Genomic DNA, 17,446 nt, shown 5'->3' with positions numbered 1-17,446 from the left:
ATGGATCCCTTCGGCGACGACACTCCGGTCTACGTGATCTCCGTGGCGGCGCAGCTGTCCGGACTGCACCCGCAGACGCTGCGCACCTACGACCGGATGGGCCTGGTGTCCCCCGGCCGGACGGCGGGCCGGGGTCGCCGCTACTCGATGCGGGACATCGTGATGCTCCGCGAGATCCAGCGGCTCTCCCAGGAGGAGGGCATCAACCTGTCCGGCATCAAGCACATCCTGGAGCTGCAGCGCGACAACGTGCGGCTCCGCGAGGAGCTCACCAAGGCGCACGCGGCGCTGGAGGAGCTCGCGAACGAACTCGAATCGACCCGTGCGGTCGCGGCGCGGCTGGCGCAGCAGCGGCGGCACGGGGAACCGGGCCGCACTCCCGGCGCCGACCTCGTGCCCATCAGGCGCACGAGCGTCGTGGTGTGGCACGAGCGCAACTCGGACTGAACAGGGCAACTGTCGGGGGTCTGGGGGGTCCCCCAGATGGAACACGGCTACTGGGTGGGGTCATGGACTACAAGCTGACGCAGAAGAGCCAGGAGGCGCTGTCGGTCGCGGTCCGCAGGGCGGCGGCCGAAGGGCACCCCGAGGTGGAGCCGCAGCACCTGCTGGTGGCGCTGATCGGGCTGCCGGACGGGACGGCGGTGCCGCTGCTGGAGGCGGTCGGCGCCGACTGGCAGGTGATCCGGCGGCGGGCCGAGGAGCAGCTCGCGGCGATGCCGAAGGCGCAGGGGTCGACGGTGGCGACGCCGCGGCTGTCCGGCCAGCTCCAGCGGTCGGTCAACACGGCGGCCAACCGCGCGCAGCAGCTGGAGGACGAGTACGTCTCGACCGAGCACCTGCTGGTCGGGCTGGCGGCGGACGGCGGTCCGGCGGCGGGCCTGCTGAAGGAGTTCGGCGCGACGCCGGAGGCGCTGCTCGACGCGTTCGAGAAGGTGCGCGGCCACGCCCGCGTCACCAGCGAGAACCCCGAGGGCACCTACCAGTCGCTGGAGAAGTACGGCGTCGACCTGACGGCGGCGGCCCGCGACGGCCGGCTCGACCCGGTCATCGGCCGCGACCCCGAGATCCGCCGCGTGATCCAGGTGCTGTCGCGCCGGACGAAGAACAACCCGGTGCTGATCGGCGAGCCCGGCGTCGGCAAGACCGCCGTGGTGGAGGGCCTGGCGCAGCGGATCATCGCGGGCGACGTCCCCGAGTCGCTGCGGGGCAAGCGGCTGGTCTCGCTGGACCTCGGCGCGATGGTCGCGGGCGCGAAGTACCGCGGCGAGTTCGAGGAGCGGCTGAAGGCCGTCCTGAACGAGATCAGGCAGAGCGAGGGGCAGGTCGTCACGTTCATCGACGAGCTGCACACCGTCGTCGGGGCGGGCGCGGCCGAGGGCGCGATGGACGCCGGCAACATGCTGAAGCCGATGCTGGCCCGCGGCGAGCTGCGGATGATCGGCGCGACGACGCTGGACGAGTACCGGGAGCGGATCGAGAAGGACGCCGCCCTGGAGCGCCGGTTCCAGCAGGTGTTCGTCGGGGAGCCGACCGTCGAGGACACGATCGCGATCCTGCGCGGGCTGAAGGGCCGGTACGAGGCGCACCACAAGGTGCAGATCAACGACTCGGCGATGGTGGCGGCGGCGACGCTGTCCGACCGCTACATCACCTCCCGGTTCCTGCCGGACAAGGCGATCGACCTGGTGGACGAGGCCGCGTCCCGGCTGCGCATGGAGATCGACTCCCGGCCGGTCGAGGTCGACGAGCTGCAGCGCGCCGTCGACCGGCTCAAGATGGAGCAGATGAACCTGGAGAAGGAGACCGACGAGGCGTCCCGGCAGCGCCTCGAACGGCTCCGCGCCGACCTCGCCGACAGGCAGGAGCAGCTGAGCGGCGTGAACGCCCGCTGGGAGCGGGAGAAGGCGGAGCTGAACCGGGTCGGCGAGATCAAGGAGCGGATCGACCAGCTGCGCGGCGAGGCGGCGCGGGCCGAGCGCGACGGCGACCTGGAGACGTCCTCGCGGCTCGTCTACGGCGAGATCCCGGCGCTGGAGAAGCAGCTGGAGGAGGCGTCGGAGGCGACCGAGACCCGCCACACGATGGTCAAGGAGGAGGTCGGCCCGGACGACGTCGCCGACGTGGTCGCGTCCTGGACCGGCATCCCGGCGGGGCGGCTGCTCGAAGGCGAGACCGCGAAGCTGCTGCGCATGGAGGACGACCTCGGCCGGCGGCTGATCGGGCAGGAGGCCGCGGTCCGCACGGTGTCGGACGCGGTGCGCCGCGCCCGCGCGGGCATCTCCGACCCCGACCGCCCGACCGGCTCGTTCCTGTTCCTCGGCCCGACGGGCGTCGGCAAGACGGAGCTGGCGAAGGCGCTCGCGGAGTTCCTGTTCGACGACGAGCGGGCGATGACCCGCATCGACATGAGCGAGTACTCCGAGAAGCACAGCGTCGCCCGCCTGGTCGGCGCGCCGCCCGGATACATCGGGTACGAGGAGGGCGGCCAGCTCACCGAGGCCGTCCGGCGCCGCCCGTACTCGGTGGTCCTGCTGGACGAGGTGGAGAAGGCGCACCCGGAGGTCTTCGACATCCTCCTGCAGGTGCTGGACGACGGCCGCCTCACCGACGGTCAGGGCCGCACGGTCGACTTCCGCAACACGATCCTGATCCTCACGTCCAACATCGGGTCGCAGTTCCTCGTCGACCCGACGCTGGAGAACGGGGCCAAGCGGGAGGCGGTGTGGAACGCCGTCCGGAACTCGTTCAAGCCGGAGTTCCTCAACCGCCTGGACGACGTGATCCTTTTCGACGCACTGTCGACCGACGAGCTGACCCGCATCGTCGACCTGCAGGTGGACCGGCTGGCCGACCGCCTCGCCGACCGGCAGCTCACGCTGCGGGTCACGCCCGCGGCCCGCGAGTGGCTGGCGCTGACCGGCTACGACCCGCTGTACGGCGCGCGCCCGCTGCGCCGCCTCGTGCAGACGGCGATCGGCGACCAGCTCGCCCGCGAGCTGCTGTCCGGCGAGGTCCGCGACGGCGACGAGGTGGTCGTCGACCTCGACGAGGCCGCCGACCGCCTGACCGTACAGCGGTCCGGCGGCCTGAAGCTGACGAAGTGACGCGCTGACGAGGTGACGTGAGGAAGGCGGCCCCGGGGACTCCCCGGGGCCGCCTTCGCGGTGCGTCAGACTTCGAGGTTCTCCTCGATCTCGCGGAGGCGGTGGCGGGCCAGCGCCAGGTTTCCGCGGGTGCGGTCGAGGGCCATGTAGAGGAACAGCCCCTTGCCCTTGCGGCCCGTGACCGGCCGGATGACGTGGTACTGGCTGGAGATGCTGATGAGGATGTCCTCGATCTCCTCCTTGATGCCGAGCTGCTCCATCGTGCGGAGTTTGGCGCGCACCACCTCGGTGTTCCCGGCGCCCGCGACCTGCAGGTCGAGGCCCTTGGAACTGCCGAGCTGGCCGAGGGTCATCCCGCTGTTGTAGTCGACGACGGCGACGCCGATGGCCCCGTCGATCGTCATCATGTCCTTGAGGGCGAGGTCGAGGTTCGACATGGGTACTCCTCTTTCCTGGTCGTGGGTGGTTCGTTGTCGTGGTGCCGCGCCGTCGTGGGCGCCGCTCCGTCAGGGACGGCGCGTGCCCGTGAGGCAGGCGGCGACGGCGCGGGCGGCGGGCCGCGACTCCAGGTGGAGGCGGCCCACGTTGACGTCCGGATCCGCGAGGACGGTGAGGGACGCGGTGGGGCCGGCGGCGTAGATGACCACGTAGCCGTCCACGCCGCGGATCACGACCTCGTGGAAGGCGCCGCCGTGCGCGGTCTGCGCGATCCGGTGCGCGAGGGACAGGCCCGTCGCCGTCACGGCCGCCATGCCGGCGGGTTCGACCGATCCGGGCAGGTCGTGCGCGATGAGCAGCCCGTCCACCGAGGCCACGAGGCTCCCGCCGAGCTGCGGGACGCGGGCCCGCAGCGACCTCAGCTCGGCCACCACCGCCTGCTCGGTCGCCCGCACCGCCGCGACCCCCGCGGCCGGCCCGCCGGGCGTGCCCGGTAGGCCCGCCCCCGCTCGTTTCGCCACCTTCGCCAGCCTTTCGATCAAGTGAGCCACTCGGTCCCCAGCACGGTCAGCGGAGCTCCACCAGCGCCGTGTGGAGCCGGACGAGCAGGTCGCGGTCCGCGGGCGCCCAGTCGGCGGAGACCTCGTCCCGGACCGGCGCGGCGCCGGGCCCGTCCGGCGGGCCGGTCCTTACCAGCGACGCCGCGGCGAGCCCGCGCACGGCGAGCAGGCACGCGAACACCGTCCGCCCGAGCTCGCCGGCCAGCTGCGCGGGGGTGCGCAGGCCGTCGGCGTTGAGCAGGATCTCCGCCTGGAGGCCGGTCAGGATGACGCGCTGCCGCCTGACGCGCCGGACCGGCACCACCGGCGCGACGTCCACGCTCCCGTCGGGCCAGGCGGCGTCGAGGAGGGCGCGGCGGCGGCGCTGCTCGTGGACGAGCGTCGCCACGGTGACCCGCCGGGAGCCGCCGCCCGGCGGCCCCTCGGTGAACGCCGGCTCGGCCCGCGAGGCGAGCAGGAGGCAGGCGGCGTCGAACATCGCGAGCAGCCCCGCCAGTTCCGGGTCGGGCCCGTCCGGCAGGTCGCCGGGACCCGGCGTGTGCCGGCTCTCGGCGAGGGTGACGGCCCCGCGGTCGACATGGAACGTGCCGTCGCCGCCCACCCGCAGCAGGCCGGTGGCCTTCTCCCGTTCCAGCGCCGCCAAGGCTCCGGCGACCCCTCCCGCGTTCGCGTCCGCCATGTCATCCGCCCGTGATCTCGCCGAGGAGGTCGCGCATGCGGAGCCGGGCGAGCGCGATGTTGCCCTTTTCCCGATCGAGCAGTAAATGGACGAAGAGATGTCCGTCGAGATTCGCTCCGGTCAGGGCCAACACGTGATATCCGTCCGTTCCGCAAACGATGATCTCCTCGACGTCGTCCCCCGCCGCGGTGGCGCTGAGCGCCGGCGACGCCAGCACCGCCCGCACCACGTCGGTCGCGCCGGCCGCGTCCTCGTGCTGGTCGAGGACGTCCTCCCGGCCGGCCGCCGCCACGGCGAGCCCGCTGGCGCAGTCGACCAGCGTGACCCGCCGCGCCCCCGGAATGGTCATCATCGACGCGAGGCACCCGTCAATGCCCAAGCCCATTTCCCCACCGAATGAGAGTTGCAAGAACTCGACCATAGCCAGAACATTGCCGCTCGCAACGCCAATCCGTAAATTTCCCGCGACAATCATGTATGGGGTATAAATACCGCACGGTATGACGGGCGGTCAGGATCGTTGTGAGGCGCCGGCCCTGGAAATCGGTTCCCTCCGGGCCACCGATGGGGGTCGTCCGCAACCGCGTCGGCCGGCGCGCCAGGCGGCTCTTTACGCTGTGAGCGTGCAGTCGTTCCGTACAGAACGTACAGAAGGCAGAGTTCTCTCATGAGGCTTCTGATGCTGGGCGGGACGGAGTTCGTCGGACGTGCCATCACCGAAGAGGCGCTTGCCCGCGGCTGGGACGTCACGGTCTTCCACAGGGGGCGCCATGAGCCGCCCCAGGGAGTCGCGTCGTTGCGCGGCGACCGCACCGCAGAGGGCGGCCTCAAGGCGCTTGAGGACGGGGAATGGGACGCCGTCGTCGACACCTGGTCCGGCGCACCGCTCGTCGTCCGAGAAACGGCGCGCCTGCTCGATGGACGTGTCGCGCGGTACGTCTACATCTCCAGCCGTTCGGTGTACCGGTATCCAGAACCGTCCGGGCTCGGCGAAGAAGCCGAGGTGGTCGAAGGCTCCCCGGACGACGGCGAGGTCGACTACGCGGCGGCGAAGCGCGGCGGAGAACTGGCAGCACTCGACGTGTACGGGGACAACGCCCTCCTGGTGCGGGCGGGCCTCATCCTGGGCCCGTACGAGAACATCGGGCGGCTGCCCTGGTGGCTGTCACGTATGGCACGGGGCGGCGACGTCCTGGCGCCCGGCCCGCGCGACGCCGGCCTCCAGTACATCGACGTGCGGGACCTCGCCATCTGGACCCTGGACGCTGTCGAACACGGACTCGGCGGCCCCTACGACCTGGTCAGCCCGCCCGGCCACACGACGATGGGCGAGCTGCTCCAAACCTGCACCGACGTGACGGGGTCGAGCGCGAACCTCGTCTGGACGGCCCCGGAAACGATCCTGGAAGCGGGCATCGAGCCGTGGACCGACCTTCCCGCCTGGCTTCCGCCTGGCGAGGACTACGACACCCTGCACCAGGGCAACGTCGGCAAGGCCCTTGCCGCGGGGCTGCGTTGCAGGCCCGTCCAGGAGACGGTCGCGGACACCTGGGCCTGGCTCCAGTCGATAGGCGGCACGGCACCGCAGCGTCCCGACCGACCCGTGCTCGGCCTGCCTCCCGAGAAGGAGGACGAGGTCCTGAACCCCCGCTGACCTCCGGCGCGGGCCCGGCCCTCACCACCCTCGCGGCCCGGTCACAGGGACGCCGTGCGGCCGGCCGCGCGGTGGACACAGGGGCGCCCGTCCGCTAGAGAGGCGTTCTATGACCGCTTTGGTACTCGGCCCCCACCTCCGGCACGTGAGTCACCGCACCGCGACGATCTGGGTGGAGACCGATCGTCCGTGCGAGGTCAGGGTCGTCAACCGGGAGCAGGGGGTCGACGCCGCCGCCCGCACCTTCACGGCGCACGGCCACCACTACGCCGTCGTCGAGATCGACGGGCTCGCGCCAGGGGCGCGGATCCCGTACGAGGTGGTGGCGGACGGCGAGACCGTCTGGCCCGAGGCCGGCGCAGGATTCCCCCCGTCCCAGATCAGGACCCTGCGCGAGCACGGCGAGCTGCGCATCTCCTTCGGCTCCTGCCGCCGCTCGCCCGGCACCGTGGAGGAGTACGGGCACGACGCCCTCACCGCGTTCGCCGACAGGCTCCGCATCGGCGGGGAGGGCGCCGTCTGGCCGGACGTCCTGCTCATGGTCGGCGACCAGGTGTACGCCGACGAGCTGACCCCCCAGATGCGCGAGTTCATCGGCGGCCGCCGCGCCCCGGGCTCGCCGCCGGACGGCGAGGTCGCCGACTACGAGGACTACACCCAGCTCTACAAGCTCGCCTGGCACGACGACCCGGCCGTCCGGTGGCTGCTGTCCACCGTCCCCACCTTCACGATCTTCGACGACCACGACATCCGCGACGACTGGAACACCTCCTACACCTGGCGCCGGCAGATGTGGGCCCAGCCCTGGTGGAAGGCGCGCATCACGGGTGGCATCGGGTCGTACTGGATCTACCAGCACCTCGGGAACATGTCGCCCCAGGACCGGGCGTCCGATGCCGTCTTCGAGGCCGTCCGGGCGGCCTCCGACGAGACCGGCGACGCGGGCGACGTCCTGGACGCGTTCGCCGAGAAGGCCGACAAGCACCCCGAGACGATGCGCTGGAGCTACTCCCACGACTGGGCCGGCACGCGCCTGATCGTCGTCGACAGCCGGTGCTCCCGCCTGCTCACGGCCGACCGGCGCGGCATGCTCGACGACGAGGAGTCCGACTGGCTGGACGGCCGCTGCCAGGGCGGCATGGACCACCTGCTCATCGCCAGCTCGCTCCCCTACCTCCTGCCCATGGCGATCCACCACGCCGAATCGTGGAACGAGGCCGTCGCCGAGGGCGCGTGGGGCAGGCGCGGCGCGGCGGTCGGCGAGAAGATCCGCCAGGCCGCCGACCTGGAGCACTGGGCCGCGTTCGAACGGTCGTTCCGCGCCGTCGCCGCCGGCGTCGTCGCCGTCGGGCGCGGGGAGCGCGGCCCCGCGCCGGCGAGCATCTCGTTCCTGTCCGGCGACATCCACTACTCCTACCTGGCGCGGATCACCGAGCCCGCCACCCAGTCGAAGATCACCCAGATCGTCTGCTCGCCGCTGCGCAACCCGCTGGAGGGCAAGTTCCGGTGGGCGAACCGCATCGCCTACTCGCGGGCCGCCGGACGGCCGTTCCGCGTCCTGGCGAAGCTGGCGAAGGTGCCGGCCCCGCCGGTCCGGTGGCGGATGACGAGCGGCCCCTGGTTCGACAACGCCATCGCCACCGTCGAGCTGTCCGGACGCGACTGCGGCGTGCGGTGGGAGACGCCGGGGACCAGCGGCACGATGTCCGAGATGGGACGCGCCGGCATCACGTGACGGGCAGGGTGTCCCGGCCATGACGCGGCTCGCGTGGATATCTGTGACCAAAACGAGCGACAACAAGTGGTCACTCAGTCACAATGAGCAAGCATGGAGCCACGGGACGAAAGGACGGCGCCCGGCGACGCCGAGCCCAGCGATGCCGCGCTCATCTCCCGGATCCGCGAGGGGGACGACGCCGCCTACGGAACGCTCTACCAGCGGCACCTGCCCGCCGCGCGCGGGCTCGCCGGCCATCTGGCCGGGCGCGAGGCCGCCGACGACGCCGTCCAGGACGCGTTCGCGAAGGTCCTCTCCGCCCTCAGGCGCGGCGGCGGGCCCGACTCCGGGTTCCGGCCCTACCTGCTCACGGCCGTGCGGCGGACGGTCTACGACCGGCAGCGCCCCGACGTCCACCACACCGACGACACCGAGACGTACGACGTCGGGGAGCCCTTCGACGACCCCGCGGTCGAGGAGTGGGAGCGTTCGATCGTCGCGAGGGCGTTCCTGTCGCTGCCCGCGCGATGGCAGACCGTCCTCTGGCACACCGAGGTCGAGGACGGGAAGCCGGTCGACGTCGCCCCGATCCTCGGCCTGACCGCGAACGGCACCGCCGCGCTCGCCCACCGGGCCCGCGAGGGGCTGCGGGAGGCCTACCTGCGGATGCACCTGGACGGCCTCGACGCCGGCGACGCGTGCCGTCCCGTCCTGGACAAGCTCGGCTCCTACGTGCGCGACGCCTTGCCGGGCCGCGAGTCCCGCAGGGTCAAGCGCCACCTGGACGGCTGCAAGCGCTGCAAGGGCCTCCATGGGGAACTGGCGCAGGCGAACACGGCGCTGCGCGACGTCATCGGACCGCTCGTCCTGGGCTCGGCGAGCGCCGCCTACCTGGCGTCCAGGGGCGGCTTCTTCCTGTGGGTGCGGCGCCTGCCCAGGCGGCAGCAGCAGGTGCTCGCCGGGGCCGTCGTGACCGTCGCCGGGGCCATGGCCCTCGGCCTCGCGCTCGTGTCCGACGACCGGCGGGCGCCCGAACCGCGCACACCGCCGCCCGCCGCCGAGCCGGTCGCCCCGCCCGCCGCCCGACCGCCCCCCGTGACGCCGCCCGCGGCCAGGCCGCCCGCCCCCGAGCCGCTTGCGAAGCGGCATGCTCCCGTCCGTCCGGCTGCGGCCGAGCCTCGGGCCCGACCACCGCACCCGGCGCCGAAGCCTCGGGAGAGACCGCCGCATGTGAAGAAGCCCGCCGAGCCCAGCCCGGCCCCATCTCGTCCGATCGAAAGCCCTGGAGGGCTGCTGGTCCACATCAAAGTGCGGGTGCCGCTGCTGTCGGCCGAGGTGGGCGTCCATCTGGACATCGACCTGCCAAGCGGCGAAATCCCCTCCATACGGCACTGCGCCCCCCTTACGGCACCGCTCACGGGCACGGCCGCCATCCGGGGTTGAAGCGAGGGTCGCGGGCACGCCTGGACTGAACCCGCCACCTGATTCTTCCCGTAAAGATCCTTCGGAAGGGCCGGACGGAGCCTAAAGGGCTGGTAGCGTCCGCCGCGGCTCCCGAATCCTTGTTACCGAGGAGTCGCCAACCGGCGGCTTGCCATGAAAGAGTGGCGAATCGCCGTAACGGCCTACCGGGCAGACGGGCTTCACTACGCTATAAGCGCCCGGTGACGTTACGCCGAAATGGGCACGCTGTGAGCTCCCGTGTTGAGGAAGGACGGTGCCGCATGGATCGCTGCGCGCTGTTCGTGGACGCCGGCTACCTGCTGGCGGACGGTGCCATGGCGGTACACGGCACGCGCCATCGCGAGACCGTCTCGTGGGACTTCGGCGGCCTCCTGCAACTACTCGGCAACCTCGCCAGGGAACGCACCGGCATGCCGTTGCTGCGCTGCTACTGGTACGAGGCGACGGTCGAGGGGCGCCGCAACCCCGAGCACGACGCGCTGGCCGACCTGCCCGGCCTCAAGCTGCGGCTCGGCCGGATCCGCCCCGGCCGCCGCGAGGGCGTCGACACCGAGATCCACCGCGACCTGATGGCCCTGGCCCGCAACGCCGCGCTCGCCGACGCCGTCCTGGTCAGCGGCGACGAGGACCTCGCCCAGGTCGTCGCGGACGCCCAGGACCTCGGCGTCCGCGTCACGGTCGTGCACGTCGCCGTCGACGGCAACTGGACGATCTCCCGGGTGCTGCGCCAGGAGTGCGACGACCTCATCGAGATCGGCTCCGGCCACCTGCGCCCCTACGTCAACCTTCTCGCCGGCGTCGACGGCGGCTCCTCGCTCGGGACGAGCCCGCTGTCCAACGGGCACGGCGCCACGAACGGGCACGCCGCCTCGCTCGGACCGCTCCAGAGCACGTCGAGCAACGGGCCGCCGCCCTCGTCCCCGCTGAGCATCCCGCCCGCGCCCGCGTCCCCGTCCCCGGCCGTCCGCGACCTCGGCCCGGCCATGACGGGCGGGCTGGGCGGCGGATCCTCGCCGGCCGGCGGATCGTCCTACGGCACCGGCCCCATGCCGCTGCCCGGCGGCACGGGCGGCGGGCTCGGCGGATCGTCCTACGGCACCGGCGGGCTGCCGCTCCCGCCGAACCCCGCCCCGACGGCCGGGCCGTCCCCGGCGCAGGCCCCGTCTCCGCCCGCGCCGCCGCCCTCCAGCCCGCAGTACAGCTCCTCCCCCAGCCCGCAGTACACCTCCTCCCCCATCCCGGCGCCCTCCCCGCCGCCTCCTCCGCAGACCATGCACTCGCAGCCGGCGCCGTCCGGCGGCCAGCACGGCCCCTACACCGGCCCGCAGCAGATCTCCCCCGTCCCGGTGCAGCAGACGCCGACCCTCTCGGACGCCGTCAAAGCCGCCCACCAGGAAGGCCAGGACTTCGGCGAGTCCGTCGCCCGCGACGCCCCCGCGCTGTGGCTGGAGGCCGTCCTCGCCCGCAAGCCGCGCATGCCGTCCGACCTGGAGGCCCGGCTCCTGCAGGGCTCCTCGCTGCCCATCGACTTCCTCCTGCACGACGAGGTCCGCCACGCCCTGCGCCGCGGCTTCTGGGACGCGCTCGAACGTTCACGCAGGTGACGTCCAGTCATTAGCACCGGTATTCCACGATCATCATCGATTCGCCCGCTTCGGCCGGGCGGTGCCGGGTAGCGTTGAACCGTGACGCATGTGACGGAAGACGATCTCGACGACCTGGAGTTCGACACCCTGCGCACCGGCGATCACATCTCGGCGGCCCGTCGGCTGTCCGAGCTGGCCGAGTCGGTGTCCGGCGGGGTGACACGCGCCAACGTCCTGCTGCGCGCCGGCGAGCAGTGGCAGCACGCCGGCGACCACGCGAGGGCCGCCGAGCTGTACCGCAGGGCCATGGAGGACGGCGGCGAGACCTACGGCGACCCGCGCGCCTACCTCGCCGACGCGCTCTTCGAACTGGGCCGCGGTGACGAGGCCCGCGCCCTCGTCGACGAGATCCGCGCCGACAAGCCGCGCGACCCCGAGGTGTACCGCGCCGTCGCCGAGGTGCTCTACGCCCAGGGCGACGCCACCGGCGCCCACGAATGGGCCACCAGCGGCGCCGACGTCGTCCTGGCCCTCCGCGACCGCGCCGTGGGCACCGGCATGGGCGGCGGCCCCGACGAGGCCCCCGCCCCGGACGCCGACTCCCTCACTCCGGGCCTGGACGACGTCGCCCTGGCCGAGGACAGCCTCGAAGCCCTCCTCCGCCTCCGGTACCGCGCCCGCATAGACCTGGGCCGCAACGAAGACGACTACGACGCCCTCCTAGACGACCTCCTGAAAAACTCCTGATCCCCCAGGGGGCGACCCCTGGAACCCCCGTCACGAGCCGGGCTGTGCTTGCCCGGGAGGCGTCCCCCTGGGCAGACACCTCACAACCGGGCTATGAGTTCGCTTAGGGATTGGGCGGCGGCGGTGGGGGGTTCGTGTTCGGTTGCGAGCCAGCCGCGTAGGTGCGCCTCTCTGACGGCCTGATCGTGCTCGGGGGAGGCGGAGCGGTCCGCGTGGGTGCGGAGGTAGCCGCAGGGCGCCTCCGGCCAATCTGGGGCCGTGGGGAGGTCGTCCTGCGGGGCGCCGTGGTCGTGTCGGGCCGGGCGGGGGAGATCGGCGTCGACGAAGACGTAGCCGCCTACGGGGCGGTGGGCGGCGCGCTGGGCGAGGCCGATGCCGGGCAGCAGGGGGCCGGCGGCGCCGTGGGCCACGAGGACGAGCGGGGGCACCGGGTCGGTCGCGGTGATGGTGAGCGAGACGCGCGCGATGTAGCGGGGGCCGGCGTCGTCCGGGACGTCCGGTGCCACGACGTCCAGGCCGTAGGAGCGGAGCATCTCGGGCAGGTCGCCCCAGGAGGCCGCGGTGGCGCCGGGGGCGTGCAGCAGGACGACGGTTCCGGGTGTCACCCCGCGAACGTACACGGCGGCGGCGGAGCGCGTACGCAGGGTGATTAGGGTTCTGCACGTGAGCGATCGTGAAGAGCTGCTGCAGAAGATCAAGAACAAGGCCGTGGTGCACGGGGACTTCGTCCTGTCCTCGGGCAAGCGGGCGTCCTGGTACGTGGACCTCCGCCGGGTGACGCTGGACGGGGCCGCGGCCCCGCTGGTGGGACGGGTCATGCTGGACGAGACCGCCGACCTCGACTACGAGGCCGTGGGCGGGCTGACGCTCGGGGCGGACCCGGTGGCCGCCGCGATGCTGCACGCGGCGGCGGCGCGCGGACGGGCGCTGGACGCGTTCGTCGTCCGCAAGGCGGGCAAGGCCCACGGGCTGCAGCGCCGGATCGAGGGGCCGGACGTGGCGGGCCGGCGGGTCCTCGCGGTGGAGGACACCTCGACCACGGGCGGCTCCGTGCTCACGGCGGTGGAGGCGCTCCGCGAGGCGGGGGCGGAGGTGGTGGCGGTCGCGACCATCCTGGAGCGCGGCGCCGCCGGCCGGATCGCCGGGGAGGGCCTGGAGTACCGGCACCCCTACGAGGTCGCCGACCTCGGTCTCGGCTAGCGGGCCTTGACGAGCCACTGGGCGCGCTGGCCGTTCGGCTCGCGCGGCTGGACCTTGCCGTAGATCGCGACCTGCAGGGAGCCGCCGTTGAGGGCGACGACCTGCAGGGGCGCCTCCTTGAACTGCAGGGTGTCGCCGGTGTTGAGCGTGCTGTTGGCGAGCACCTTGCCGCCGGCGTCGGCGACGCGGACGACGACCGTCGTGGGCTGCCCGGTCACGCGGATCACCAGCGGGAGCGGCGCCGTGGGCGACGTCGTGGTCTCGTTGCTGCTGGGCGTGGTCCGCCCGCCGCCACCCGACGGCGAGGCCCCCGTCGCCGGGCCCTTCTTGTCGGGCTCGCTCATGATCGCGTTGACCAGGGCCATGCCCCCGACGATGAGCAGGGCCAAGGCAGCCATCACGGCCAAGGCCGCGATGACTATGCGCGCGAGACCCCTAGGGTCCGACCGGTGACGTCCCACATGGGGAGGTTAGCGATAACTGTCACCGCTGAGCGACGGACGGGACTCTTCCGGACCATTCTTATTCGGACCGTGGTCCGCTTTGCGGCCCTTCAGGACCTCCCGAATGATCGGAATGACCGAGAGAACCAGGATGACCGCTACGCCCGGGAGGATGTATTTCTCAACGTCGGGCACTTCGGACCCGAGGAAGTGGCCGAGGAGGAACAGCGCGTCCGTCCAGACGATGCCGCCGATCGCGTTCCAGATGAAGAATTTCTTCGCGTCCATGCCGAGCATCCCGGCGAGCGGGTTCAGGAACGTCCGGACAATCGGGATGAATCGGGCCAGCACCACCGCCTTCGCGGGGCCGAACCGGTTGAAGTAGTGCTCGGCCTTCTCCACCCACTCCTGCTTGAAGATGCGCGAGTCGGGCCGGTCGAAGAGCCTGCGGCCGTAGCGGGCGCCGAGGAAGTGGCCGAGCTGGGCGCCGGCGATCGCCGCCACCGGGCCGCCGACCAGCAGCCAGGGCAGCGACAGCGACTGGAACTCCTGGCCGTTGACGGTCGAGACCGCCGTGAGGATCCCCGCCGTGAACAGCAGCGAGTCGCCCGGAAGGATGCAGCCGACCAGCAGGCCGGTCTCCGCGAAGATGATGGCGAGCACGCCGATCGTCGCGAACGTGCCGAAAAGCTGCAGCCATGCGGTGGGATGCAGCCACTCGGTGATGTCAAGGGGAAGGGCAGTGAGATCCACACCGCGAGCGTACCTTTCCCCACGCTCCGATTAGGCGAGATACTGGGCGCGGACGGCATGCCCGACCCGGAAACCGCGTGACCTGGGCAGTCACTGGGTACGCGGACGTCCGGGAGCTACCGCCCGGCCGGATGCCCGGCGGCACCCTGCGTATGAAAGGACGCTGACAATGCCCATCGCAACGCCCGAGGTCTACGCGGAGATGCTCGACCGTGCGAAGCGCGACGGCTTCGCCTTCCCCGCGATCAACGTGACGTCCAGCCAGACGCTGAACGCCGCGCTGCGCGGGTTCGCGGAGGCCGAGAGCGACGGCATCGTGCAGGTGTCCACCGGCGGAGCCGATTATCTGTCCGGCTCCACGGTGAAGGACATGGTCACGGGCGCGACCGCGCTGGCCGAGTACGCCCGGGTCGTGGCGGCCAAGTACCCGGTGAACATCGCCCTGCACACCGACCACTGCCCGAAGGACAAGCTGGACGGCTTCATGCGGCCGCTGGTGAAGATCTCGCAGGAGCGGGTGGCGCGCGGCGAGGAGCCGCTGTTCCAGTCGCACATGTGGGACGGGTCCGCGGTCGAGCTGCACGAGAACCTGCGGATCGCCGCCGACCTGCTGGAGGAGTGCGCCAAGGCCCGGATCATCATGGAGATGGAGATCGGGGTCGTCGGCGGCGAGGAGGACGGCGTCGCCAACGAGATCAACGAGAAGCTGTACACGACGCCGGGCGACGCGCTCGCGACCGCCGAGGCCGTCGGCGTGGGCGAGAAGGGCCGCTACATCCTGGCCGCGACGTTCGGGAACGTGCACGGCGTCTACAAGCCGGGGTCGGTCAAGCTGCGTCCCGAGGTGCTCAAGGAGATCCAGGACGCGGTCGGCGCCAAGTACGGCAAGGACAAGCCGTTCGACCTGGTGTTCCACGGCGGCTCGGGCTCCACGCTGGAGGAGATCCGGGAGGCGGTGTCGTACGGCGTCGTCAAGATGAACATCGACACCGACACGCAGTACGCCTTCACCCGCCCGGTCGCCGATCACATGTTCCGCAACTACGACGGCGTGCTGAAGGTCGACGGCGAGGTCGGCAACAAGAAGCAGTACGACCCGCGCGCCTGGGGCAAGGCGGCGGAGGCCGCGATGGCCGCCCGCATCGTCGAGGCCGCCGAGAACCTCCAGTCCGCCGGCAAGAAGCTGAAGTAGCGGAGCCGGCCGGGGGCCGCACGGCCCCCGGCCACGCCCGTTGCCTGACGAAACGCGGGTAGGCTCCGAAGCGTGGCACTGCCCCGCACGTACGACTCGCAGAACTGCTCGATCGCCCGCTCGCTGGAGGTCGTGGGCGACCGCTGGACGATGCTGCTGATCCGCAGCGCGTTCCAGGGAGTGCGGCGCTTCGACGACTTCCAGGACGCCCTGGGCGTGGCCCGCAACGTCCTCACCGACCGGCTCAACCGGCTCTGCGACGAGGGCATCATGCGCCGCGTCCCGTACCAGCAGCGGCCGGAGCGGCACGAGTACCGGCTCACCCGCAAGGGCGTGGAGCTCTGGCCCGCGGTCATGACCCTGATGATGTGGGGCGACCGCCACTACGCGCCGGGCGGCCCGCCCTTGATCATCGGACACCGGGGCTGCGACGGCACGCTGACCCCCGCGTTCACGTGCGGCTCCTGCGGTGCGCACCTCGGCCCCGCCGACGTCGACCCCCGCCCCGGCCCCAGCGCCTGATCAGCCGGACGCCCCTGCAACCGGAGTCGGTTCCCGCCTCGTCTCCCTTTCCGGACGGCCCGAGACGCCGCCCGAGGACCCGCGGACCTCGGCGGAGCGGCTGTGCTTCCCGCCCTCCCTCGGTACCATCCGAGCGCAGGCGCGCAGAGAGGACGGCAGGGCGCGCGGTTCGGCGTGGAGAAGAAAGAGCTGCTCAAGCGCTGGCAGCCGTGGTCGACCCGCGGCCGCCGGGGGCCCGGGCGCGCTACCGCCGCCGCTGACCCGCGACTGATCGGCGGTTCGATGAACGACCGTTTCGTCCGGGTGGCCCGGAGCGGCGCGGAGGAACAGATCGCGCACGTCTCGCTCGTCCGCCACGCCTCCGCCGAGGGGCTGGTCGCGCGGGTCTACGACCAGCTCGAACGCGACTTCGGCATCCTCGCGCCGCCCGTGATCCTGCACTCCCCCGTCCCCGACCTGCTCGCCGCCGTGTGGATGATGCTGCGCGAGACCCTGGTCGCGACGGGGAGGGCCGACCGCGCGGCCAAGGAGGCCGCCGCCGCGGCGGTGTCGCTCGGCAACTCCTGCCCCTACTGCGTGGCGGCGCACAGCACCACGTTGCACGGCCTCGTGCGGGGGCGCGACGCCGCCGCGATCGCGGCGGGCAGGCTCGGCGACATCGGCGACCCGCACATCCGCGCGGTCGCCGGGTGGGGCGAACGGTTCGGCACGCCCGGGGCCCCCGAGCGACCGTTCCCGCCCGAGCAGGCGCCCGAGATCGTCGGGACCGCGTTCGTCTTCCACTACTACAACCGGATGGTCAACATCTTCCTGGGCGAGTCGCCGTTCCCCCCGAACGCCCCGGCGCGCGCGCACGGCGCGGTGAGCCGGGTGGTGGGCCGCCTGATGGCCGCGAGCTCGCGCGCCCGCCATGCCCCCGGCGAGTCCCTCGACCTGCTGCCGGCCGCGCCGGCGTCCGGCGACCTGCCCTGGACGGCGGGCAACGAGGTGATCGCCGATGCGTTCGCGCGCGCGTCGGCGGTCATCGACCGGGCGGGCGAGCGGGTGGTGCCGGAGCCGGTCCGGGACCTGCTGGTCGCCGAGCTCGCCGGATGGGACGGGCGCACGGCCGAGCCCGCGCGGATCGACGAGGCCGTCGACGGTCTGCCCGCGCCGGACCGTCCCGCCGGGCGGCTCGTGCTGCTGACCGCGCTCGCCTCGTACCGGGTCGGCCCGGCGGTCATCGCGGAGTTCCGCCGCGACGACGGCGCGGACGCCCGCCTGCTGGAATGCCTCGCATGGGCCGCGTTCACCGCCGCGCGGGCGGCGACGGCCTGACCTGCGGACCGCGGCGACCGGGGCCGCCTCGCACAATTCCGTCCTCCTTGGGGCCCTTGCCCGGCCC

General features: G+C 72.4%; 18 protein-coding genes. 11 read left to right on the top strand and 7 right to left on the bottom strand.

Features of this window, described 5'->3' with window-relative positions:
• Both AB0H37_RS16590 and clpB read left to right on the top strand, forming a co-directional pair.
• Nucleotides 1-447 carry a helix-turn-helix transcriptional regulator gene (locus AB0H37_RS16590; RefSeq protein ID WP_329096808.1) on the top strand — a complete coding sequence of 149 codons (447 nt, stop codon included), beginning with the start codon at nucleotides 1-3 and terminating at the stop codon, nucleotides 445-447.
• A 62-nt stretch (nucleotides 448-509) separates the two neighbouring features.
• On the top strand, nucleotides 510-3,107 hold the full coding sequence (gene clpB, locus AB0H37_RS16585) for an ATP-dependent chaperone ClpB (RefSeq protein WP_329096809.1): 2,598 nt from the start codon (nucleotides 510-512) through the stop codon (nucleotides 3,105-3,107).
• A 65-nt stretch (nucleotides 3,108-3,172) separates the two neighbouring features.
• Here the strand turns inward: clpB and AB0H37_RS16580 are convergent, their stop codons facing one another.
• From AB0H37_RS16580 to AB0H37_RS16565, 4 genes are all read right to left on the bottom strand, one after another.
• A complete protein-coding gene (locus AB0H37_RS16580; protein WP_179831728.1) occupies nucleotides 3,173-3,544 on the bottom strand; it encodes a hypothetical protein in 372 nt (123 codons plus the stop codon).
• Nucleotides 3,545-3,613: 69 nt separating this feature from the next.
• Nucleotides 3,614-4,066: a roadblock/LC7 domain-containing protein gene (locus AB0H37_RS16575; RefSeq protein WP_329096810.1), complete on the bottom strand. Its 453-nt coding sequence runs from the start codon at nucleotides 4,064-4,066 to the stop codon at nucleotides 3,614-3,616.
• Nucleotides 4,067-4,112: 46 nt separating this feature from the next.
• Nucleotides 4,113-4,784: a hypothetical protein gene (locus tag AB0H37_RS16570; protein ID WP_329096811.1), complete on the bottom strand. Its 672-nt coding sequence runs from the start codon at nucleotides 4,782-4,784 to the stop codon at nucleotides 4,113-4,115.
• 1 nt (nucleotide 4,785) lies between these two features.
• Nucleotides 4,786-5,205 (bottom strand): hypothetical protein, encoded by a 420-nt coding sequence (locus AB0H37_RS16565; protein ID WP_229810186.1) that lies wholly within the window; start codon nucleotides 5,203-5,205, stop codon nucleotides 4,786-4,788.
• Nucleotides 5,206-5,451: 246 nt separating this feature from the next.
• Between AB0H37_RS16565 and AB0H37_RS16560 the strand changes: the two genes are divergently transcribed.
• The 5 genes from AB0H37_RS16560 to AB0H37_RS16540 all read left to right on the top strand — a co-directional run bounded on the left by AB0H37_RS16560 (nucleotide 5,452) and on the right by AB0H37_RS16540 (nucleotide 11,952).
• Nucleotides 5,452-6,438, top strand: coding sequence for an NAD-dependent epimerase/dehydratase family protein (locus AB0H37_RS16560; protein ID WP_360613446.1), 987 nt, complete (start codon nucleotides 5,452-5,454; stop codon nucleotides 6,436-6,438).
• A 109-nt stretch (nucleotides 6,439-6,547) separates the two neighbouring features.
• Complete coding sequence (locus AB0H37_RS16555; protein ID WP_360613445.1) at nucleotides 6,548-8,173, top strand: alkaline phosphatase D family protein; 1,626 nt, start codon at nucleotides 6,548-6,550, stop codon at nucleotides 8,171-8,173.
• Between the two features lie 93 nt (nucleotides 8,174-8,266).
• Entirely contained in the window at nucleotides 8,267-9,598 is a 1,332-nt protein-coding gene (locus AB0H37_RS16550; protein ID WP_360613443.1) for a sigma-70 family RNA polymerase sigma factor, read from the top strand.
• A gap of 281 nt (nucleotides 9,599-9,879) precedes the next feature.
• Entirely contained in the window at nucleotides 9,880-11,223 is a 1,344-nt protein-coding gene (locus AB0H37_RS16545; protein WP_360613441.1) for an NYN domain-containing protein, read from the top strand.
• An 81-nt stretch (nucleotides 11,224-11,304) separates the two neighbouring features.
• Nucleotides 11,305-11,952: a tetratricopeptide repeat protein gene (locus tag AB0H37_RS16540; protein ID WP_229810185.1), complete on the top strand. Its 648-nt coding sequence runs from the start codon at nucleotides 11,305-11,307 to the stop codon at nucleotides 11,950-11,952.
• A gap of 80 nt (nucleotides 11,953-12,032) precedes the next feature.
• Here the strand turns inward: AB0H37_RS16540 and AB0H37_RS16535 are convergent, their stop codons facing one another.
• Complete coding sequence (locus AB0H37_RS16535; RefSeq protein ID WP_360613499.1) at nucleotides 12,033-12,485, bottom strand: hypothetical protein; 453 nt, start codon at nucleotides 12,483-12,485, stop codon at nucleotides 12,033-12,035.
• Between the two features lie 130 nt (nucleotides 12,486-12,615).
• On the opposite strand from AB0H37_RS16535, the gene pyrE reads away from it, so the two are divergent.
• Entirely contained in the window at nucleotides 12,616-13,152 is a 537-nt protein-coding gene (gene pyrE / locus AB0H37_RS16530) for an orotate phosphoribosyltransferase (RefSeq protein ID WP_329096820.1), read from the top strand.
• Here the strand turns inward: pyrE and AB0H37_RS16525 are convergent.
• Both AB0H37_RS16525 and AB0H37_RS16520 read right to left on the bottom strand, forming a co-directional pair.
• On the bottom strand, nucleotides 13,149-13,550 hold the full coding sequence (locus AB0H37_RS16525; protein ID WP_179831720.1) for a RodZ domain-containing protein: 402 nt from the start codon (nucleotides 13,548-13,550) through the stop codon (nucleotides 13,149-13,151). The two genes, pyrE and AB0H37_RS16525, sit on opposite strands and share 4 nt — an antisense overlap.
• A gap of 72 nt (nucleotides 13,551-13,622) precedes the next feature.
• Nucleotides 13,623-14,348 (bottom strand): DedA family protein, encoded by a 726-nt coding sequence (locus tag AB0H37_RS16520; RefSeq protein WP_179831719.1) that lies wholly within the window; start codon nucleotides 14,346-14,348, stop codon nucleotides 13,623-13,625.
• A gap of 169 nt (nucleotides 14,349-14,517) precedes the next feature.
• Between AB0H37_RS16520 and fbaA the strand changes: the two genes are divergently transcribed.
• The 3 genes from fbaA (at nucleotide 14,518) to AB0H37_RS16505 (ending at nucleotide 17,379) form a co-directional block, all read left to right on the top strand.
• Entirely contained in the window at nucleotides 14,518-15,540 is a 1,023-nt protein-coding gene (gene fbaA / locus AB0H37_RS16515; protein ID WP_329096823.1) for a class II fructose-bisphosphate aldolase, read from the top strand.
• Between the two features lie 72 nt (nucleotides 15,541-15,612).
• Nucleotides 15,613-16,062, top strand: a complete 450-nt coding sequence (locus tag AB0H37_RS16510; protein ID WP_179831717.1) for a helix-turn-helix domain-containing protein — start codon at nucleotides 15,613-15,615, stop codon at nucleotides 16,060-16,062.
• Nucleotides 16,063-16,236: 174 nt separating this feature from the next.
• Nucleotides 16,237-17,379: a carboxymuconolactone decarboxylase family protein gene (locus tag AB0H37_RS16505; RefSeq protein WP_360613438.1), complete on the top strand. Its 1,143-nt coding sequence runs from the start codon at nucleotides 16,237-16,239 to the stop codon at nucleotides 17,377-17,379.
• Nucleotides 17,380-17,446 lie beyond the last annotated feature (67 nt).

It is taken from the genome of Actinomadura sp. NPDC023710, from assembly GCF_040639875.1.
In the GTDB taxonomy this organism is placed as follows: Bacteria; Actinomycetota; Actinomycetes; order Streptosporangiales; family Streptosporangiaceae; genus Spirillospora; species Spirillospora citrea.
This window is presented reverse-complemented; position numbering and strand designations above follow the sequence as displayed.